The following is a 17,576-nucleotide window of genomic DNA, read 5'->3' as shown; positions in this document are numbered from 1 at the left end:
CTGGTGCTGCGCCTGCCCGGCGCCGCCGATCTGCTGGACAATGCCGACGCCCTGTACCTTCCGGCGCTGTTCGACGACCTCCATCGCGGCCTGGATGCGCTGCGTGGCTGGCACCTGACGCCCGGCCCCTATGTCTTCCCCGACATGCTGGTCTATGGGCTGGCCGATCTGGCTGCGGCGGATTTCCGCCAGGCGATCGGCCTCAATGCGGCGCTGCAGCTCGGGCTCTACCTGCTGCTCGGCATCGCGGTGCACGGTGCCGCCGGCGGCCGCTCGGCACCGCTGGCTCTGGTGGCGCTCGCCGTGCTGCTGGCCGCGCTCTTCGCTTTCGGCTGGGGCCTCGCCGGCTTCTACGCGCTCTATTGGCTGATCTATCCCTTCGTCGCCACCTTCCATTTCGGCGCCATCCTGATCGCCGCCGCGGTGCTGGCCCTGCTGCTGCGCCAGCTCGACCGCCCCGGCCCCTGGCCGCTGGCCGGGCTCGCGGTCCTGATCCTCGCCGGGGTGCTGTCGGACAGCTTCGTCCTGCCCTATGCGGCGGCGCCGGCCCTGGCGCTGGCGCTGCTCTGCGCCTGGGCGCCGCAGACCCGTCGCGCCGCACTGGCCGCTGCGGCCGTGGTCGCTGCCGCGGCCCTGGCGGCTTTCCTGCTGCAGGGCTGGATCAACCCGCTGAACGGGATCTACCGCCGCCAGCTCGACCTCGGCATCGGCTACGGCCTGTCCCGCCTCGGCGGCGTGCTGTGGCGTGGAGACGTGGCCGGGCTGGCGGTCAATTTCGGTCTGATCGCCTTCGCCCTGCTGCCGGTGATCCGCGCGGTCGCGGTGCTGCGCGGCCTGGCGGCGGGCGCCCGCGAGATCGCGGCAGCGGACCGGATCGCGCTCTTTGTCGCCGCCGCCTCGCTCGCCACCCTGCTGGCGGTGGTGCTGTTCGGCATCTTCCGCGACGACTCCTTCCTGCGCTATTTCCAACCCTGGCTGTTCCTGACAGCGCTGTGGGTCGCCCATCTCGCGGCTGAATGGGTCGGACCGCGGCCCGGGCTGAGCCCGATCGGCGCCGGGCTGGCGGTGCTGCTGGTGCTCGGCGCGGCGCTGTGGGCCCGTCCCGACCAGCTGGCGGCGCGGATCCAGCCGCCGCCGGTCCTGGCTTGCCTCGCGCCGGCCGAGCCGATCGCCGGCCTCGCCAGCTACTGGTGGGCCAAGCCGCTGCTGCTGCATTCCGGCCGCCGCATCCAGCCGGCCCAGGTGGCGCGGAACGGTGCGCCCTATCACTGGATCATGAACCAGGACTGGGCCGGGCGGGACTGGGTCGGCAGTGCCGGCGCGCCAGCCTTCGCCTTCATCCTGATGGACGGGCTGAACCTGCACGCGGTGGTCGCCCGCTACGGCATGCCCGACCGGGTCGAGCATTGTGCCGGCATCCCGCTGTGGCGCTACGACGACCCCGACCGCCTGCGCGCGCCCCTGGCCGCCGCCAAACCGGTGGCCCTGCCGGACTAGCAGGGCGAGCGATTCGGGCAATGGGTGTCGAGACGGCTTTGCGGTAAGCTGGCGAAGACATCACCTTCGAGTGCGAGGCGTCGCAATGCGGCTGCTTGTCGTCGGCCTGATGCTGGCCGCCCTAACGGCACCGGCTTTGGCAGCGGAGGCCACGCCAAAGGTGCCTCTCAAATGCGATTTCGGGCCGCTGCATAAGACGTTCGGTGGCGGTCCGTGGCAGCTCTACAGCTGCTCCGACCACTCGACCCTTGTTATCGCGGCGGATATCGGCAATCCGGCGCACGGATTTTATTTCATGCTCTATCTCGAGAACGGCATCTACCAACTCTACGGGGAAGGCAACGGCAAGAAGGAGTTCACGGCGGCGGCATTCGAGGAGCTCAAGGCCCTGGGGACCGACCAGATCGCGGCGCTGATCAGACAGACGCTTGGCGACTAGGTCGTCATCCAGACTCCGTGCACCTGCCCCCGATCGATCGACCGGGTCAGCGATCCGCGAAGTCCCACGCCGCCATCGCCCGACGCACGATCTTCAGCAGGTCCTCGTGCGTGGCGCCGTCCAGCGCCTGCACCGACAGGCCCTGGATGATGGCGCCGTAGAACCGCGCCAGCTCGTCCGGGTCGGTGCCGGGCGGCAGCTCGCCGTCCTCCAGGGCGCGGGCGAAGCGGCTGCGCAGGCGCGCCACCGTGTTGCCGCGCATCGACGCCAACGCCGCCGCCGCCGGCCGGTTCTCCGGGGCGCAGGTCAGGACGGCGGTCGAGATCATGCAGCCGGGCGGTTGGGCCGGATCGCTGAAGTCGCGGGCCGAGCCCTCCAGGATCAACTGTATCGCCTCGCGCGCCGTGGGCGCCGCCATCGCCCAAGGGGCGGCGCGCTGCGGATCGGCGCGATAGCGGTCCAGCACCTCGTGGTACAGCCGCTCCTTCGAGCCGAAGGCGCTGTACAGGCTGGGTGTGGTGATGCCCATGGCCGCGGTCAGGTCGGCGATCGACGCGCCCTCATAGCCCTGGCGCCGGAACACCGGCAGCGCCCGGTCCAGCGCGGCGTCGCGGTCGAAGCCCCGGGGGCGGCCGCGGGGTCGCGGCGGATCTGTTTTCATAGCGATCGGTCTGAAAATCTGGTTGACGAACACTCTGCGATCATATTTCGTAGCGATCCATCCGAAAATGGAGTCCTGCGATGACGACCGCCCTGTTGGATGCCGCGCCGACCGCCGATCCGGCCCTGTCGCGAGGGATCGATGCCGCGATCGACCGGGCGCTGGCGGAGAAGCGCATCGTCGGCACGGTGGTGCTGGCGGCGCAGGATGGCCAACTGGTATACCGCCGCGCCGCCGGCCTGGCCGACCGCGAGGCCGGGCGGCCAGTGCGTGAGGACACGGTGTTCCTCTACGCCTCGCTGACCAAGCCGATGGTCACCGCCGCCGCGCTGCGGCTGGTCGAGGAGGGGCGGGTCGCCCTGGCCGACCCGGTGACGAAGTTCCTGCCCGACTTCCGGCCCAAGCTGGCCGACGGCAGCGAGCCGGTGATCACCATCCACCACCTGCTGACCCACACCTCCGGCCTGATCTACAGCTTCGCCGAGCCGGCGGACGGCCCCTATCACCGCGCCGGCGTCTCCGATGGGCTCGACGCGCCGGGCCGCTCCTTCGCCGAGAATCTGCGCCGCATCGTCTCGGCGCCGCTGGCCTTCGCCCCGGGGGCGGCCTGGTCCTATTCGGTGGCGCTCGACGTGCTCGGCGCCGCGCTGGAGCGGGCGGCCGGTGAAAGCCTGGGAGAGCTGGTGCGTCGCCGGATCACCGAACCGCTCGGGCTCAACGACACCGGCTTCGCCCCGCCGGACCGGTCGCGCCTGGCCGTGGCCTATGCCGATGACGAGGCCGGGCCGGTGCGGATGGGCGAGCACCACGTCATCCCCGCGACGCGGCCCTTCGCCGGGCTCAGCTATGCGCCCGGCCGCATCTTCGACCCGGCCTCCTACCCCTCCGGCGGCGCCGGCATGGCCGGTACGGCCGGCGACTTCCTGGTGTTTCTCGAGGCCCTGCGCCGCGGCGGCGCGCCGATCCTGAAGCCGGAGACGGTGCAGGCCATGGCCACCAGCCAGATCCCGGGGCTGGCGATGCCGGAGTCGCCGGGCACCACCTTCGGCTACGGCTTCGCGCTGGTGACCGACCCCGCCGCGGCCGGGGTGCCGATGACCGCCGGCACCTGGCGCTGGGGCGGCGTCTACGGCCACAGCTGGTTCGTCGATCCGGCGAAGCGGCTCAGCGTCGTCGGCCTGACCAACACCGCGCCTGAGGGCATGAACGGCCGATTCGTCGCCGAGATGCGCGCCGCGATCTATGCCGGGCTGGAATAGCGGCGCCCTGGGGGCTGCCACGAACCCTGGTTGACCCGGTCCGGGCGTACCCCCATCCTTTGGGGGTACGCCGTTCTGCGGGAGGTCCAGCGTGGCCGAGCCGGGCGATATCGCGACCCAGATCTGGGACATGAAGTACCGGCTGAAGCGGCCGGACGGCACCCCCGTGGACCTGACCGTCGAGGACAGCTGGCGCCGCGTCGCCGCAGCGGTGGCCGCTGCCGAATCGGACCCGGCGCTGTGGACCGAACGCTTCCTCGGCATCCTGCGCGACCACCGCTACCTGCCGGCCGGCCGTATCCTCGCGGGGTCGGGCACGGGGCGCGACGTCACCCTGTTCAACTGCTTCGTCATGGGCACGGTGCCGGACAGCATGTCCGGCATCTTCGCCCATCTGCGCGAGGCGGCGCTGACGCTGCAGCAGGGCGGCGGCATCGGCTACGACTTCTCGACCCTGCGGCCGAAGGGGGCGCTGGTCGCCGGCGTCGGCGCCGACGCATCCGGTCCGCTGTCCTTCATGGATGTCTGGGACGCGATGTGCCGGACCATCATGTCGGCAGGGTCCCGCCGCGGCGCGATGATGGCGACGCTACGCTGCGACCACCCCGACATCGTCGATTTCGTCGAGGCCAAGCGCACCCCCGGGCGGCTGCGCATGTTCAACCTCTCGGTCCTGGCCACCGACCCGTTCATGGCGGCGGTCGCGGCCGACGGGCCGTGGGACCTAGTCTTCGGCGGCCGCGTCTTCCGCACCCTGCCGGCGCGGGAGCTGTGGGACCGGATCATGCGCTCGACCTATGATTCGGCCGAGCCGGGCGTGATCTTCATCGACCGCATCAACGCCCAGAACAACCTGCAATATTGCGAGCAAATTCAAAGCACTAATCCGTGCGGAGAGCAGCCGCTTCCCCCCTATGGCGCCTGCCTGCTCGGCTCGGTCAATCTGGCGACGCTGGTGCGGGACCCGTTCACGCCGCAGGCCGCCTTCGACCATGACGCGCTGGCGGAGATCGTGCCGGTCGCGATCCGACTGATGGACAATGTCGTCGACGTCTCGCGCTTCCCGCTGCCGGAGCAGGCGGCCGAGGCCAAGGCCAAGCGGCGCATCGGCCTCGGCGTCACCGGCCTGGCCGACGCCTTCCTGATGATGGGGGTGCGCTACGGGTCGCCCGAATCGGCCGCGCTGGTCGAAGACTGGCTGGGCGCGATCAAGCGCCACTCCTATCGCGCTTCGGCGGAGATCGCGGCGGAGAAGGGGGCGTTTCCGCTGTTCGACCGCGACCGGTTCCTGGCCGCCCCCGGCGTCGTCGAGCTGCCCGAGGACATCCGCGCCCTGATCGCCCAGCACGGCATCCGCAACGCCCTGCTGACCTCGATCGCGCCGACCGGCACCATCTCGCTGTTCGCCGGCAACGTCGCCTCGGGCATCGAGCCAGTGTTCGCCTGGACCCACACCCGCAACGTGCTGCTGCCCGACGGCACCCGCCGGGCCGAGACGGTGGAGAACTTCGCCTACCGCCTGTATCGCGAGATCCACGGCGCCGACGCGCCATTGCCCGACCATTTCGTCGACGCCCAGACCCTGGCGCCGGCCGATCACCTCGCCATCCAGGCGGCGGCACAGCGCCAGATCGACAGCTCGATCAGCAAGACCATCAACTGCCCCGAAGACCTCGCCTTCGAGGATTTCAAGGACATCTATGCCCAGGCCTATGCGCTGGGCTGCAAGGGCTGCACCACATACCGGCCGAACGCGATCACCGGTGCGGTGCTGGAGGCGCGGCCCAGGACGGCGGATGTGCGAGCCGAGACGCCGGCGCCCGGCGCGCCCGCGGCCCGGCCCGAGGTGCTGCCGGGCGAGACCTACAAGCTGCGCTGGCCGGACAGCGACCACGCCATCTACGTCACCCTCAACGACACGGTCCAGGATGGGCAGCGCCGGCCCTTCGAGATCTTCATCAACTCCAAGAACATGGAGCACTACGCCTGGACCGTGGCGCTGACCCGCATGATCAGCGCCGTGTTCCGCCGCGGCGGCGACGTCGCCTTCGTGGTCGAGGAGCTGAAGGCCGTGTTCGACCCGCGCGGCGGGCAATGGATGGGCGGCCGCTACGTGCCGTCGCTGCTGGCCGCGATCGGCGAGACCATCGAGCGGCACATGATCGCGACCGGCTTCCTGGAGAAGCCGGAGGGCCTGGTGCCGGAGGTCGCGGTCGAGGTGACGGCCGAGGCGGTCGCGGCACCGGCGCGGCCGCCGGGCCGGTCCTGCCCGAAATGCGGCCATCCGACCCTGATCCGGCAGGAGGGCTGCGATACCTGCCTGAATTGCGGCTATTCGCGCTGCGGCTGACCGCGCGTCAGGCGATCTCGACCGCCGGCTCGGCTGCCACCCGGTCCGCCAGGGCCGACAGGGCGGCGTCGCGGATGCCGAGCTCGTGCAGGTGCTCGACGGTGTTCAGCAGGTAGTCTCGGTTCGGCCCGCTGATGCCGACGCCGGTCAGGATCATCGCCACCGTCTTCTCGGCATCCAGCGCGCCACAATACTGGCGGTGGCGGCGGTCGGCCAGGAAGCAGCAGGCCGTGACCGGGCCGGCCGGCAGGCGGATCTGCTTCAGGCTCGGGCGGTAGACACCGGTCACCATCTCGCGGTCCCAGAGATAGGCCACCACCGCCGGGACGTCGTCCGGCGCGACCTTGAAGGCGATGCCGCGGCAGGAGCCGCCGCGGTCCAGTCCTAGCACCAGCCCCGGCCGCTCGGGGGTGCCGCGGTAGCGGTGGGACAGCACGCAGAAGCGGCGGTGATAACCGTGCAGCACCGCCGGCTGCCGCTCGAGATGCGGGAAGCCCGGATTCCACATCAGGGAACCATAGCCGAACACCCAGAGTGGTTCGCCCGGTGTCAGCGGCAGGTTCGGTGTCTTCCAGTCGTGATGACCATCGGCCATTTGCCAGATGTAGCGTTTTGCAGCTGCGAAGGGGAGAGGCTTCGTGTCGCGTTCTGCGGCTTCGGCTTGACAGGGCGGCCGCGGCGCGGCCTCGTGCCCGCCTGTGAAATCGTCCGGGATCCTCCATGCGCCGCATCGTCGCCGTCCCCGCCACCCTCGTCGCCCTGATCGCTGCCGGCTGGAGCGGCGGCTGGTACTGGGCCGCGGGCAAGGTGCAGGCGCAGGCGCGGGCCTCCGCCGCCAACCCGCCGCCCGGAATGACGGTCAATCCCGGTGCGCTCAAGGTCGACGGCTTCCCCTTCACCTTCACCGTCGAATCGCAGGCGCCCAGCCTGCGCCGGATCGACGGCCTGGCCTGGGACGCCGCCGGGCTGGTCGCCACGGTCAAGCCCTGGACCCTGCCGGATATCGGCTTCGCCATCGCCCCGCCGCAGCACGTGACGCTGCCGGGCAACCCGGCGCTGACCGCCCTGGTCAAGGGGTCGGGCAGCGGCAGCGCCCGCATGGGAACCGACGGCCAGCCGACGCGGCTGCAGCTGACCCTGGCGCAGGTCGAGCTGGCGGGCGGGCTGCTGCCGGCGCCGCTGCCGGTGGCGCGGATCAACGGGTCGGTCGACCGGGCGCCGGAAGAGGCCGGGGCCGGCGCCACGCTGTCGCTCGACATCGAGGGGGTGGAGACGCCGGATCTCGGCCTGGCCACGCTGGGCCGGCGGGTCGACATGCTGGCGGCGCGGCTGACCGTGCTCGGCGTGCTGCCGAAGGCCGCCACCGCGGCCCAGCTGACCGCTTGGCGCGACGCCGGGGGCAAGCTGCGGGTCGACCAGATGGCGCTGCGTTGGGGCCCGCTCACGATCGATGCCGACGGCACCCTCGACCTCGACGACAAGCTGCAGCCGCAGGGCACGCTGACGGCGAAGATCCGCGGCTACGGCCCGGTGATCGACGACCTGCAGCAGGCCGGGGTGGTGAAGGCGCGCGATGCCGGCTTCGCCAAGGTCGGGCTCGACCTGATGGCGGGCCAGCCGGCGGCGGACGGCACCCGCACGGTGACGGCACCGATCACGATCGAGAAGGGCAAGGTGTCGTTCGGCCCGATGCAGGTCGCGAAGCTGCCCGAGGTGCATTGGGCCCCGTAACGGGCCCTCAGTCGTCCTTGGTCAGCCGCGCGGCCTTTTCCGGCTCCATCTCCTCCTGATGGGCGTCGACGACGCCGCGGCGGATGGCGCGGGTGCGGGTGAACCAGGATTGCAGCGTGTCGCCCTCGCCGCGGCGGATGGCGCGCTGCAGCCGGACCAGGTCTTCGGTGAACTGCTGCAGCACCTCCAGCACCGCGTCCTTGTTGGTCAGGAACACGTCGCGCCACATCACCGGGTCCGAGCCGGCGATGCGGGTGAAGTCGCGGAAGCCGCCGGCGGAGAAGCGGATGACCTCGGCCTGGGTCGCCTCCTCCATGTCCGACGCGGTGCCGACGATGGTGTAGGCGATCAGATGCGGGATGTGCGAGGTGATGGCCAGCACCCGGTCGTGGTGCTCGGCGGTCATCTTCTCGACCATCATGCCCATGCCACGCCACAGCGCCTCGACCTTGGCCACCGCCTGCGGGTCGACGCCCGCTTCCGGCGTCAGCACGCACCAGCGGTCGATGAACAGCTCGGCGAAGCCGGCTGAGGGGCCGGAATGCTCGGTGCCGGCGATCGGGTGGCCGGGCACCAGGTGCACGCCGGCCGGCAGGTAGGGGGCGATGGTCTTCGCCACCATGCCCTTGACCGAGCCGACATCGGTGACGACGGCGCCGGGCGCCAGGGCCGGGGCGATCGCCTTCGCCAGCTGCTCATAGGCGCCCATCGGGGCGCAGATCATGACCGCATCGGCGCCGGCCACGGCGGCCGCGGGATCGGCCTCGACCCGGTCGAGGAAGCCCAGCGCCATGGCCTCGTCGCGCGTTTCCTGCCGGCGCGAATGGCCGATGATCTCGCCGGCCAGCCCGTGCTTGCGGGCGGCGCGCGCGACCGACGATCCGATCAGCCCGATGCCCAGCAGCGCCAGCCGGCGGAAGATCGGCGCGGCCGGTTCCGCGCCTGTCGCCTCGGGTCTCATCGGCCGCGCAGATGCTCGGCCAGCGTCTCGACCACGGCCCGCATCTCGTCCTCGGTGCCGATGGTGATGCGCAGGCAGGACGGCAGGCCGTAGCCGCCCATCTGGCGGACCAGGATGCCGGTGCCCTTCAGGTGCTGGCGCGCCGCCTCGGCGTCGCGGTCGCCGAAATCGACCAGCAGGAAGTTGCCGGCGGAGGGCAGGGGCGCAAGGCCGAGCTTCGCCAGCTCCGCCGCGGTCCAGCGCCGCCATTCGGCGTTGTGGGCGACGCTCTTCGCCACGAAATCCCGGTCGGCCAGCGCGGCCACACCCGCCGCCTGCGCCGCGGCGCTGACGTTGAACGGCCCGCGGGCGCGATGCAGGATGTCGGTGATGCCGGCCGAGGCATAGGCCCAGCCCAGCCGCAGCGCGCCCATGCCGTAGATCTTAGAGAAGGTGCGCAGCATCACGACGTTCCCGGCCCGGTCGACCAGGTCGGCGCCGGCGCTGTAGTCGGGATCGTCGATGTATTCGGCATAGGCCGCGTCGAGCGCCAGGATCACGTCCGACGGCAGCGCCGCGTGCAGCCGCTCGACTTCGGCCCGGGGCAGCAGGTAGCCGGTCGGGTTGTTCGGATTGGCCAGGAACACGATGCGGGTGCGCGGCGTCACCCGTGCCAGCAGCGCGTCGACATCGGTGTGAAGCTGCGCTTCCGGCGCCGCGACCGGCGTGGCCCCGACCGCCTTGGCGGCAATCGGATACATCAGGAAGCCATGGCGGCTGTACAGCACCTCGTCACCCGGCCCGGCATAGCTCTTGGCCAGGAGGGCGATCAGCTCGTCCGAGCCGGCGCCGGCCACGATGCGCCCGGCGTCCAGGCCGAAGCGCGCCGCCAGGGCCTCGCGCAGCGCGCAGGCGCCGCCGTCGGGATAGCGGTGGATCTCGCCGCCCAGCTCGCGATAGGCGGCGGTCGCCTGCGGGCTGGGGCCGAAGGCGCCTTCGTTGGAGGCGAGGCGGATGGTCCGGCCCAGCCGCGGATGCGGCACGGCATTGGCCTCGCCGCCGATATAGGGATCGATGTCGAGCAGGCCCGGGCGCGGACGCGGCGCTTGGATGGTCGTCATAGTCTCGTCAGCTCCGGCGGCCGATGGCGATCGGGGTGGCGAAGCCGCCGATCAGGCGGATGCGGGGAGCCAGGTCCTCCTGCAGGCGTTCGGCCAGCCGCAGCAGCCGGCTGTCGTCGATGGCGACGAAATCGGCGACGTCGACCAGGTGGATGACCGGATCCTCGGCGGTGCGGGCCTGCCGGGTCCAGAACGCGACGGGCGGCAGCCCCACGGTCTCGAAGGTCTGCTTCAGCCGGCTGCGGCTGATGTCGCCGGTGACCTCGACCGCGATCATGGCGTGGTCGTCGCCGGTCGGCTCCGGCTCGATATGGGCGACGGCCAGCGCCAGCGGCTCGTCGCGGTGCCGCTCGGTGACCACGAAGGGCAGGCTGCCGACGATCCGGGGCGTGCGCGGATCGTCCGAGAACAGGATGCGCCACCAGGGGTCGCCGTCGGCCTCGACCGGCCAGGGCACCACGGCCAGCGTCGCGGTGCCCTCGTGCACGGCGCGGATCGCTTGGATCGGCGCGGCCACCGGGGTCATCGGGGTGTGGCTGCCATAGTGGTCACGCGCCAGGTCCCACAGGTCGTCGTGGCCTTCCGGCGCATAGACGGCGATGGCGAAGGGGCCCTGCATGCGGGTGAAGCCGGTGATCAGCTCGCGCCAGATCCGGGTCAGCTCCGGCAGCGGGAAGGCGCCCTCGTGCCGGGCGGCCAGCCGGCGCAGGATCGTGGCTTCGCGGCCCGGCCGCATCGCCACCCGGTCGCTGCTTTTGGTCGCGGCGATATCCCCGACCACCCCGGCGCGACGCATGATCAGGTCATGGATCGCATCGTCGATCTCGTCGATCTGCCGGCGCAACGATTCGAGGGTCTGGGGGGTGTCTGGCATCGTCTGAAAAGGGGCTGAAACCTGCCGGGCTGAAGGGGATCAGGTGTAGAACGGGGAGGGTGCGAAAGCAAAGGAAACATCTTGGGTTTTATGCATCGAAGCATTGACATGCCGGAACCCCGGACTCTAGCTATCGCGTCCTGAAATCCTTGGCCGCACCCGATGGTCGCCCCGCTTCACATCCACAGCTCAGCCGCCTCGTCGACGCGGCCGAATCTGCCCGGCCGGCGGGTGCAGCTGGCGGCGGACCGGCCAATGCCACTGGACAGCGGCGCCACCATCGGCCCGTTCACCCTGGCCTACCAGACCTACGGCACGCTGAACGCCGACCGTTCGAACGCCATCCTGGTCTGCCACGCGCTGACCGGCGACCAGTTCGTGTGCGAGCCGCACCCGGTCACCGGCAAGCCGGGCTGGTGGAGCATGCTGATCGGCCCCGGCCTGCCGATCGACACCGACCGCTACTTCATCATCTGCGCCAATGTGCTGGGCGGCTGCATGGGCACCACCGGCCCGGCCGAGACCGATCCGGAAACGGGGCGGCCCTTCGGCCTGACCTTCCCGGTGATCACCATCGGCGACATGGTGCGGGCGCAGATGCTGCTGGTCGACCATCTCGGCATCGACCAGCTGTTCTGCGTCATCGGTGGGTCGATGGGCGGGATGCAGGTGCTGCAGCTGGCCTCGGCCTATCCCGACCGGGTGTTCGCGGCGCTGCCGATCGCGACGGCGGCGCGGCATTCGGCCCAGAACATCGCCTTCCACGAGGTCGGGCGCCAGGCCATCATGGCCGACCCGGACTGGCATGGCGGCGACTACGCAGCGCGCGACATCCGGCCGACCCGCGGCCTGTCGGTGGCGCGCATGGCGGCGCACATCACCTACCTGTCCGAGACGGCGCTGCACCGCAAGTTCGGCCGCAACCTGCAGGACCGGCAGCGGCTGGGCTTCAGCTTCGACGCCGACTTCCAGGTCGAAAGCTATCTGCGCCACCAGGGTATGACCTTCGTCGACCGGTTCGACGCCAACTCCTACCTCTACATCACCCGCGCCATGGATTACTTCGACCTGGCCGCGGAGCATGGCGGCGTGCTGGCGGATGCGTTCCGGCCGGGCGGCAAGCCGACGCCGGTGCGGTTCTGCCTGGTGTCCTTCTCCTCGGACTGGCTGTTCCCGACGGCGGAAAGCCGGGCCATCGTCCACGGCCTCAACACCGTCGCCGCCAATGTCAGCTTCGTCGAGATCGCCAGCGACAAGGGCCATGACGCCTTCCTGCTCGACGAGCCGGAATTCCACCGCGTGATGCGCGGCTTCCTCGAAGGCCTGGCCGAGCATCGCGGGCTCGGCCAGCGCCTGGTGGCCTCCCGCTGATGCCGCGCGACCTGCCCCTGCCCGGCGGCCTCGAACTGCGCCCTGACCTCCGGCTGATCGCCGACATGGTGGCGCCCGCCACCCGCGTCCTCGACGTCGGCTGCGGCGACGGCGCGCTGCTGTCCCATCTCTGGCGCGAGAAGCGGGTCGATGCGCGCGGCATCGAGATCTCGCCGGCGGGGGTCAGCGTGGCGCTGTCCCGCGGCCTGTCGGTGATCCAGGGCGACGCCGACACCGACCTCGCCGACTATCCCGACGTTGCCTTCGACTATGTCGTGCTCAGCCAGACGCTGCAGGCGATGAAGGACCCCAAGGCGACGCTGGGCCATCTGGTGCGGATCGGCCGCCACGCCCTGGTCAGCTTCCCGAACTTCGGCTACTGGCGGGTCCGCTTCGCCCTGCTGCATGGCGGCCGGATGCCGGTGACCAAGGGGCTGCCCGACCAATGGTGGGAGACCCCGAACATCCATCACTGCACCATCGCCGACTTCGTCGCCCTGTGCGATGCGATGGGCATCCGGATCGAACGGGCGATGGTGGTCCACCGCTCCGGCAAGGCGGTGCCGATGGCGCCGGGCGACTGGGCCAACTGGATCGGCGAGACCGGCGTCTTCCTGCTGCAGCGGGCTTGACGGGGCCCTGGTTCAGCCCGGCTCGTCGCCGTCGCGGCGCATGCCCAGGGCGGTCTGGGGGGCGCCGACCGGCACCAGCACCGGCCGCCGGGCCCGCACCTTCTTGCCGCGCGACAGCTGGTAGATCTGCTTCGACGCCTCGACCATCACCGTGCCCGAGACGCGCTGGAACCAGCGGGCGCCGGCCTCTTCCCATACCCCGGCGGTCGACAGCAGGAAGCGCGACCCGGTCGGCGGCAGCCACAGCGCCCGGGCCACCCGCTCCGGCACGAACAGGTGCTGGCGCAGCGCCTGGTTCAGCTGGCTGGCGGAATAGGGCTTGCCGTGGCCGAACGGGGTGCGGTCCGACCGCGCCCACAGGCTGCGCCGGTTCGGCACCACCACCAGAAGCCGGCCGCTGCCGTTCAGCACCCGCCAGATCTCGCGCATCAGCTCGCCCAGCTGCTCGGTCGCCTCCAGCCCATGCACCAGCAGCACCCGGTCGACCGACATGTCGGGCAGCGGCAGCTCGCACTCCTCGGTCAGCGCCACCAGGCCGCGCCCGTCCGGCGGCCAATGGGTCACGCCCTGTTCGGCCGGCATGCAGGCGATCACCCGCTCGGCCTCGCCCAGGAAGGGGCGCAGGAACGGCGTGGCGTAGCCCAGGCCGATGATGATCTGGCCGCGCGTGTCCGGCCACAGCGTGCGGATCTGGCGCCGCACCATGCGGCGCACCACCAGCCCCAGGCTGGTGTCGTAGAATTCACGCAGATCGATGACGTCGCTGTACATCCGCCGGTCGTCCCGCAGCCTGTCTCAGGATACAATACCTCATCGGCGGCCGGCCCGGACCGGGCGTCGCCGCCGCGTCCCAGCTGTTCGCACACACTGATATTCAGGAGTTGCGCCATGGCCCGCAAGCCCGCACCGCGCAAGATCGACCCGGAGCGGCTGAAACAGGCGGTGCGGGAGGCGGCCGACGCGTATCTCGACCATCCCAACGTCACCTCGGTCGGCATCGGCAGCAAGATGGCGGGCGGCAAGCCCACCGGCGAGCTGTGCATCCAGTTCACCGTTGGCCGCAAGATCGCGCCCCAGGCGCTGGTCGAGGAGGGCATCCCGCCGCTGCCGGCCAGCATCACCGTCGATGGCGTGAAGGTCCCGACCGATGTGATCGAGCGGCGCTACAAGCCGTCCTGGCAGCTGGTGCCGCAGACGGCGAAGGACCCGCGCAAGCGGCGGCAGGACCCGCTGGTGCCCGGCATCAGCATCAGCCACCCCAGGGGCGCCGCCGGCACGCTGGGCTGCATCGTCTACGACCGGCAGGAGGGGCGGCCGCACATCCTGTCGAACTGGCATGTGCTGCAGGGCGAGGGCGGGCGGCTGGGCGACGACATCGTCCAGCCCGGCCCGTTCGACGACAACCGGGTCGACGACAACCAGGCCGGGGTGCTGGTGCGCAGCCATCTCGGCCTGGCCGGCGACTGCGCCATCGCCCGGATCGAGGGGCGCGGGGTCGACCCCGAGATCCTCGGCCTCGGCGTCGCGGTGGACCGGCTGGGCAAGCCGGAACTCGGCGACCGGGTGGTCAAGTCCGGCCGCACCACCGGCGTCACCTGGGGCATCGTCACCCGGATCGAGACCACGGTGAAGCTGTTCTACGGCGATGCGGTCGGGACCAAGAAGATCGGCGGTTTCGAGATCGGGCCCGACCCCGACCATCCGGCGGCCGAGGACGAGATCAGCAAGGGCGGCGATTCCGGCTCCGCCTGGCTGGGCCTCGATCCGCAGGGCCGGCCGACCGGCGTGATGCTGGGCCTGCATTTTGGCGGCGAATCCGACGCCGCCGACGCCGGCGAGGGCGACTTCGCGCTGGCCTGCGCCGCCGAGAGCGTGTTCAAGAAGCTGGAGATCGAGCCCGCGCCGTCCGAGCGGGCGCTGGCCGTGCCGATGGCCGCCGCCTCCGGCTACGATCCGGGCTTCCTCGGCACGGCCGTGGCGGTGCCGGTGATGTCGCGGGCCCAGGCCGCGGACGCGGTGAAGGTCGGCGATTCCACGACCATCCGCCACACCCACTACTCCCTGGCCCTCAGCAAGGCGCGCCGGCTGGCCCGCTGGGTGGCCTGGAACATCGACGGCGGCCAGATCAGGCTGCTCAGCCGCAGCGGGCTGAAATTCGTGCTCGACCCGCTGGTCGACGCCAAGTGGCAGACCGACGACGCGCTCTACGTCGCCAACCGCCTCGACCGCGGCCACATCGCCCGGCGCCAGGACCTGGTGTGGGGCCCGCCGGAGGAGGCGGCGCGGGCCAACCGCGAATCCTTCTACTTCACCAACATCGCGCCGCAGCACGAGGCCTACAACCAGTCCGGCCTGAACGGGCTGTGGGGCCTGCTGGAGAACGCGATCCTGGAGGAGGTCGAGGTCGAGCACCTGCGCATCTCCGCGCTGGGCGGCCCGGTGTTCCGCGACGACGACCCGGTCTATCGCGGCGTCGCCATCCCGCGCGACTTCTGGAAGATCGTCGCCTATGTCGAGGCCGGGGCGCTGAAGGCCAAGGCATTCCTGCTGACCCAGGACGACCTGCTGAACCGGATCGAGGCGCTGGGGCTGGAGCAGTTCCGGCTGTACCAGCTGCCGATCGCGGAGCTGGAGACCCGCACCGGGCTGGATTTCGGCGACCTCAAGGCCGCCGACGACCGGACGGCCCCGGCGCGCCGGGCGCGCGGCCGCGGCGTGGTCGCGGCCGCGCCCGTGGTGACCGTGATCGAAAGCCTTGATGACATCGTGCTGTGACCGGCGGCAATTTGGCGCCCTGACGGGGTCGCCGCGGGCGGCGGGAGCGGCTATGCTGCCACCCGTTCCCGCCCCGTCCGTCCAGGAGCACGCATGGCCTCGTTTCGCGTCACGCTGATCCCCGTCCTCAAGGACAACTACGCCTATCTGCTGGAGGACGAGTCGACCGGTATGGTCGGCGTCGTCGACCCGGGCGAGGCCGATCCGGTCGCGGCGAAGCTCGAGGCCAAGGGCGGGCGGCTGGACTGGATCCTGAACACCCACCATCACGGCGACCACGTCGGCGGCAACCACGAGCTGGCGAAGCGCTACGGCGCCTCGATCGTCGGCCCGGCGGCGGAGGCGCACCGCATCCCCGACCTCGACCGCGGCGTGGCCGAGGGTGACCATGTCATGATCGGGGCCGCGCGGGGCTCGGTGCTCGAAGTGCCGGGCCACACTGCCGGGCACATCGCCTTCTGGTTCGAGGAGGCGGGGGCGCTGTTCTGCGGCGACACGCTGTTCGCGCTGGGCTGCGGCCGGCTGCTGGAAGGCACGCCGGAGCAGATGTGGTCGAGCCTGCAGAAGCTGCGCGCCCTGCCGAACACGGCGCGGGTCTATTGCGGCCATGAATACACCCAGTCCAACGCGCGCTTCGCGCTGACCGTCGACCCCGCCAACCCGGTGCTGCAGGCCTATGCCGAGGATGTCGACGACACCCGCAGCAGCGGCGCGCCGACCATTCCCTGCCAGCTCGGCCGCGAGAAGCTGGCCAACCCGTTCCTGCGTGCCGATGCCGCCGACCTCCAGGCCGCGGTCGGCATGGCCGGCGCCGAACCCGTCGCCGTCTTCGCCGAGATCCGCCGGCGCAAGGACAATTTCTGACCTCGACCAAGGACGATCATGCAGCTCCTGTACAGTCCGTTCTCGCCTTTCGCCCGCAAGGTGCGCATCGTTGCCTTCGAAGCCGGCCTGCAGGACCGGATCGAGGTGGTGACGACCAGCACCGAGGACCCGGCCAGCGGCCTGTCCGAGCACAATCCGCTGAACAAGCTCCCGGTGCTCGAGACCGAATTCGGCCCGCTCTACGACAGCCCGGTGATCTGCGAATATCTAGACACGCTGCATGACGGCCCGAAGCTGTTCCCGGCCGCCGGCCCGGCGCGGTGGCAGGCCCTGCGCTGGCAGGCCCTGGCCGACGGGCTGCAGGACGCCGCCCTGCTGATCCGCTATGAGGCGTCGCTGCGCCCGGCGGAGCGGCAGCACGCGCCCTATGTCGAACGCCAGCAGGCCAAGATCCGGCGCGCGCTCGACCGGATGGAGGCGGATGCGGCGGAGCTCGACGGCGCGCCGACCATCGGCTCGATCGCCGCCGCCGCCGCGCTCGGCTATCTCGACCTGCGCTTCGGCGATTGGGGCTGGCGCGAGGGCCATCCGCGGCTGGCCGCCTGGCACGCGGCCTTCGCCCAGCGGCCGTCCTACGCCACGACCGAAGTCAAGGCATGAGCGGATCCGCCGGGATGACGCCGCAGGGCATCATCGCCAAGCTCGGGATGCGGCCGCATCCCGAGGGCGGGCACTATGTCGAGCTGTGGCGCGACCCGCCGCCGGAAGGTGGGCGCGGCCGGGCCTCGCTGATCCACTTCCTGCTGCAGGCCGGCGAGGTGTCGCACTGGCACGCGGTCGATGCGCCGGAGATCTGGATCTGGCAGGCCGGTGCGCCGCTGGCGCTGTCGATCGCCGAGACCGGACAGGCCGGAGAGACGGTCCGGCTGGGCCCCGACCTGATGGCGGACGACCGCTTCCAGGCCGTGGTGCCCGAGGGGCATTGGCAGGCGGCGCGCAGCCTGGGCGACTGGACCCTGGTCAGCTGCGTCGTCGCTCCCGCCTTCCGCTTCGAAGGCTTTACCCTGGCAGCGCCGGACTGGCGGCCGGAGCTGGGCTGAC

Annotated in this window: 17 protein-coding genes; 11 read left to right on the top strand and 6 right to left on the bottom strand. The window is 71.1% G+C overall.

The window, feature by feature from the left end:
* Positions 1-3: 3 nt before the first annotated feature.
* Positions 4-1,497 carry a hypothetical protein gene (locus AB4112_RS30915; protein ID WP_441725338.1) on the top strand — a complete coding sequence of 498 codons (1,494 nt, stop codon included), beginning with the start codon at positions 4-6 and terminating at the stop codon, positions 1,495-1,497.
* An 85-nt stretch (positions 1,498-1,582) separates the two neighbouring features.
* Positions 1,583-1,936: a hypothetical protein gene (locus AB4112_RS30910; RefSeq protein WP_441725335.1), complete on the top strand. Its 354-nt coding sequence runs from the start codon at positions 1,583-1,585 to the stop codon at positions 1,934-1,936.
* Positions 1,937-1,982: 46 nt separating this feature from the next.
* Here the strand turns inward: AB4112_RS30910 and AB4112_RS30905 are convergent, their stop codons facing one another.
* The gene (locus AB4112_RS30905; protein WP_441725333.1) at positions 1,983-2,597 is read right to left on the bottom strand and encodes a TetR/AcrR family transcriptional regulator; all 615 of its coding nucleotides are present in this window, start codon (positions 2,595-2,597) and stop codon (positions 1,983-1,985) included.
* 80 nt (positions 2,598-2,677) lie between these two features.
* On the opposite strand from AB4112_RS30905, the gene AB4112_RS30900 reads away from it, so the two are divergent.
* Complete coding sequence (locus AB4112_RS30900) at positions 2,678-3,856, top strand: serine hydrolase domain-containing protein (protein WP_441725330.1); 1,179 nt, start codon at positions 2,678-2,680, stop codon at positions 3,854-3,856.
* Positions 3,857-3,947: 91 nt separating this feature from the next.
* A complete protein-coding gene (locus AB4112_RS30895; protein ID WP_441725327.1) occupies positions 3,948-6,206 on the top strand; it encodes an adenosylcobalamin-dependent ribonucleoside-diphosphate reductase in 2,259 nt (752 codons plus the stop codon).
* Positions 6,207-6,213: 7 nt separating this feature from the next.
* Here the strand turns inward: AB4112_RS30895 and AB4112_RS30890 are convergent, their stop codons facing one another.
* A complete protein-coding gene (locus tag AB4112_RS30890; RefSeq protein ID WP_441725324.1) occupies positions 6,214-6,801 on the bottom strand; it encodes a gamma-glutamylcyclotransferase in 588 nt (195 codons plus the stop codon).
* 125 nt (positions 6,802-6,926) lie between these two features.
* Between AB4112_RS30890 and AB4112_RS30885 the strand changes: the two genes are divergently transcribed.
* Complete coding sequence (locus AB4112_RS30885; RefSeq protein ID WP_441725321.1) at positions 6,927-7,937, top strand: DUF2125 domain-containing protein; 1,011 nt, start codon at positions 6,927-6,929, stop codon at positions 7,935-7,937.
* Between the two features lie 7 nt (positions 7,938-7,944).
* Here the strand turns inward: AB4112_RS30885 and AB4112_RS30880 are convergent, their stop codons facing one another.
* From AB4112_RS30880 to AB4112_RS30870, 3 genes are read right to left on the bottom strand one after another with little or no spacing between them, the layout of a single operon-like run.
* Positions 7,945-8,898, bottom strand: coding sequence for a prephenate/arogenate dehydrogenase family protein (locus tag AB4112_RS30880; RefSeq protein ID WP_441725319.1), 954 nt, complete (start codon positions 8,896-8,898; stop codon positions 7,945-7,947).
* On the bottom strand, positions 8,895-9,998 hold the full coding sequence (gene hisC, locus AB4112_RS30875) for a histidinol-phosphate transaminase (RefSeq protein ID WP_441725316.1): 1,104 nt from the start codon (positions 9,996-9,998) through the stop codon (positions 8,895-8,897). The genes AB4112_RS30880 and hisC overlap by 4 nt, the downstream gene beginning before the upstream one ends.
* Positions 9,999-10,005: 7 nt before the next feature.
* Positions 10,006-10,872 (bottom strand): chorismate mutase, encoded by an 867-nt coding sequence (locus AB4112_RS30870; RefSeq protein WP_309801670.1) that lies wholly within the window; start codon positions 10,870-10,872, stop codon positions 10,006-10,008.
* Positions 10,873-11,034: 162 nt separating this feature from the next.
* On the opposite strand from AB4112_RS30870, the gene metX reads away from it, so the two are divergent.
* Both metX and metW read left to right on the top strand, forming a co-directional pair.
* The gene (gene metX, locus AB4112_RS30865) at positions 11,035-12,243 is read left to right on the top strand and encodes a homoserine O-acetyltransferase MetX (RefSeq protein WP_441725313.1); all 1,209 of its coding nucleotides are present in this window, start codon (positions 11,035-11,037) and stop codon (positions 12,241-12,243) included.
* A complete protein-coding gene (gene metW / locus AB4112_RS30860; RefSeq protein ID WP_441725310.1) occupies positions 12,243-12,875 on the top strand; it encodes a methionine biosynthesis protein MetW in 633 nt (210 codons plus the stop codon). The genes metX and metW overlap by 1 nt, the downstream gene beginning before the upstream one ends.
* A 12-nt stretch (positions 12,876-12,887) precedes the next feature.
* Here metW and AB4112_RS30855 read toward each other — a convergent pair whose 3' ends face one another.
* Positions 12,888-13,646 carry a class I SAM-dependent methyltransferase gene (locus AB4112_RS30855; RefSeq protein WP_441725307.1) on the bottom strand — a complete coding sequence of 253 codons (759 nt, stop codon included), beginning with the start codon at positions 13,644-13,646 and terminating at the stop codon, positions 12,888-12,890.
* A 117-nt stretch (positions 13,647-13,763) separates the two neighbouring features.
* Here AB4112_RS30855 and AB4112_RS30850 point away from each other — a divergent pair, with 117 nt between their 5' ends.
* The 4 genes from AB4112_RS30850 (at position 13,764) to AB4112_RS30835 (ending at position 17,575) form a co-directional block, all read left to right on the top strand.
* The gene (locus AB4112_RS30850) at positions 13,764-15,650 is read left to right on the top strand and encodes a DNA/RNA non-specific endonuclease (protein ID WP_441725304.1); all 1,887 of its coding nucleotides are present in this window, start codon (positions 13,764-13,766) and stop codon (positions 15,648-15,650) included.
* A gap of 93 nt (positions 15,651-15,743) precedes the next feature.
* On the top strand, positions 15,744-16,514 hold the full coding sequence (gloB, locus tag AB4112_RS30845; RefSeq protein ID WP_441725301.1) for a hydroxyacylglutathione hydrolase: 771 nt from the start codon (positions 15,744-15,746) through the stop codon (positions 16,512-16,514).
* 18 nt (positions 16,515-16,532) lie between these two features.
* The gene (locus tag AB4112_RS30840) at positions 16,533-17,135 is read left to right on the top strand and encodes a glutathione S-transferase (RefSeq protein WP_441725298.1); all 603 of its coding nucleotides are present in this window, start codon (positions 16,533-16,535) and stop codon (positions 17,133-17,135) included.
* The gene (locus AB4112_RS30835; protein ID WP_309801658.1) at positions 17,132-17,575 is read left to right on the top strand and encodes a cupin domain-containing protein; all 444 of its coding nucleotides are present in this window, start codon (positions 17,132-17,134) and stop codon (positions 17,573-17,575) included. Before AB4112_RS30840 ends, AB4112_RS30835 begins: the two co-directional genes overlap by 4 nt.
* Position 17,576 lies beyond the last annotated feature (1 nt).

Source organism: Inquilinus sp. 2KB_23 (assembly GCF_052115705.1).
In the GTDB taxonomy this organism is placed as follows: domain Bacteria; phylum Pseudomonadota; class Alphaproteobacteria; order DSM-16000; family Inquilinaceae; genus Inquilinus; species Inquilinus ginsengisoli_A.
The sequence above is the reverse complement of the archived record's forward strand: the minus strand, read 5'-3'. Positions and strand labels throughout refer to the sequence as shown.

Excerpts from the sequence above, each read along its gene's own strand:
- hisC (WP_441725316.1), bottom strand. The coding sequence starts at position 9,998 with ATGACGACCATCCAAGCGCCGCGTCCGCGCCCGGGCCTGCTCGACATC.
- AB4112_RS30910 (WP_441725335.1), top strand. The coding sequence starts at position 1,583 with ATGCGGCTGCTTGTCGTCGGCCTGATGCTGGCCGCCCTAACGGCACCG.
- AB4112_RS30905 (WP_441725333.1), bottom strand. The coding sequence starts at position 2,597 with ATGAAAACAGATCCGCCGCGACCCCGCGGCCGCCCCCGGGGCTTCGAC.
- AB4112_RS30850 (WP_441725304.1), top strand. The coding sequence starts at position 13,764 with ATGGCCCGCAAGCCCGCACCGCGCAAGATCGACCCGGAGCGGCTGAAA.
- metW (WP_441725310.1), top strand. The coding sequence starts at position 12,243 with ATGCCGCGCGACCTGCCCCTGCCCGGCGGCCTCGAACTGCGCCCTGAC.
- AB4112_RS30870 (WP_309801670.1), bottom strand. The coding sequence starts at position 10,872 with ATGCCAGACACCCCCCAGACCCTCGAATCGTTGCGCCGGCAGATCGAC.
- gloB (WP_441725301.1), top strand. The coding sequence starts at position 15,744 with ATGGCCTCGTTTCGCGTCACGCTGATCCCCGTCCTCAAGGACAACTAC.
- AB4112_RS30900 (WP_441725330.1), top strand. The coding sequence starts at position 2,678 with ATGACGACCGCCCTGTTGGATGCCGCGCCGACCGCCGATCCGGCCCTG.
- AB4112_RS30880 (WP_441725319.1), bottom strand. The coding sequence starts at position 8,898 with ATGAGACCCGAGGCGACAGGCGCGGAACCGGCCGCGCCGATCTTCCGC.
- AB4112_RS30840 (WP_441725298.1), top strand. The coding sequence starts at position 16,533 with ATGCAGCTCCTGTACAGTCCGTTCTCGCCTTTCGCCCGCAAGGTGCGC.
- AB4112_RS30855 (WP_441725307.1), bottom strand. The coding sequence starts at position 13,646 with ATGTACAGCGACGTCATCGATCTGCGTGAATTCTACGACACCAGCCTG.
- AB4112_RS30835 (WP_309801658.1), top strand. The coding sequence starts at position 17,132 with ATGAGCGGATCCGCCGGGATGACGCCGCAGGGCATCATCGCCAAGCTC.
- AB4112_RS30890 (WP_441725324.1), bottom strand. The coding sequence starts at position 6,801 with ATGGCCGATGGTCATCACGACTGGAAGACACCGAACCTGCCGCTGACA.
- metX (WP_441725313.1), top strand. The coding sequence starts at position 11,035 with ATGGTCGCCCCGCTTCACATCCACAGCTCAGCCGCCTCGTCGACGCGG.
- AB4112_RS30885 (WP_441725321.1), top strand. The coding sequence starts at position 6,927 with ATGCGCCGCATCGTCGCCGTCCCCGCCACCCTCGTCGCCCTGATCGCT.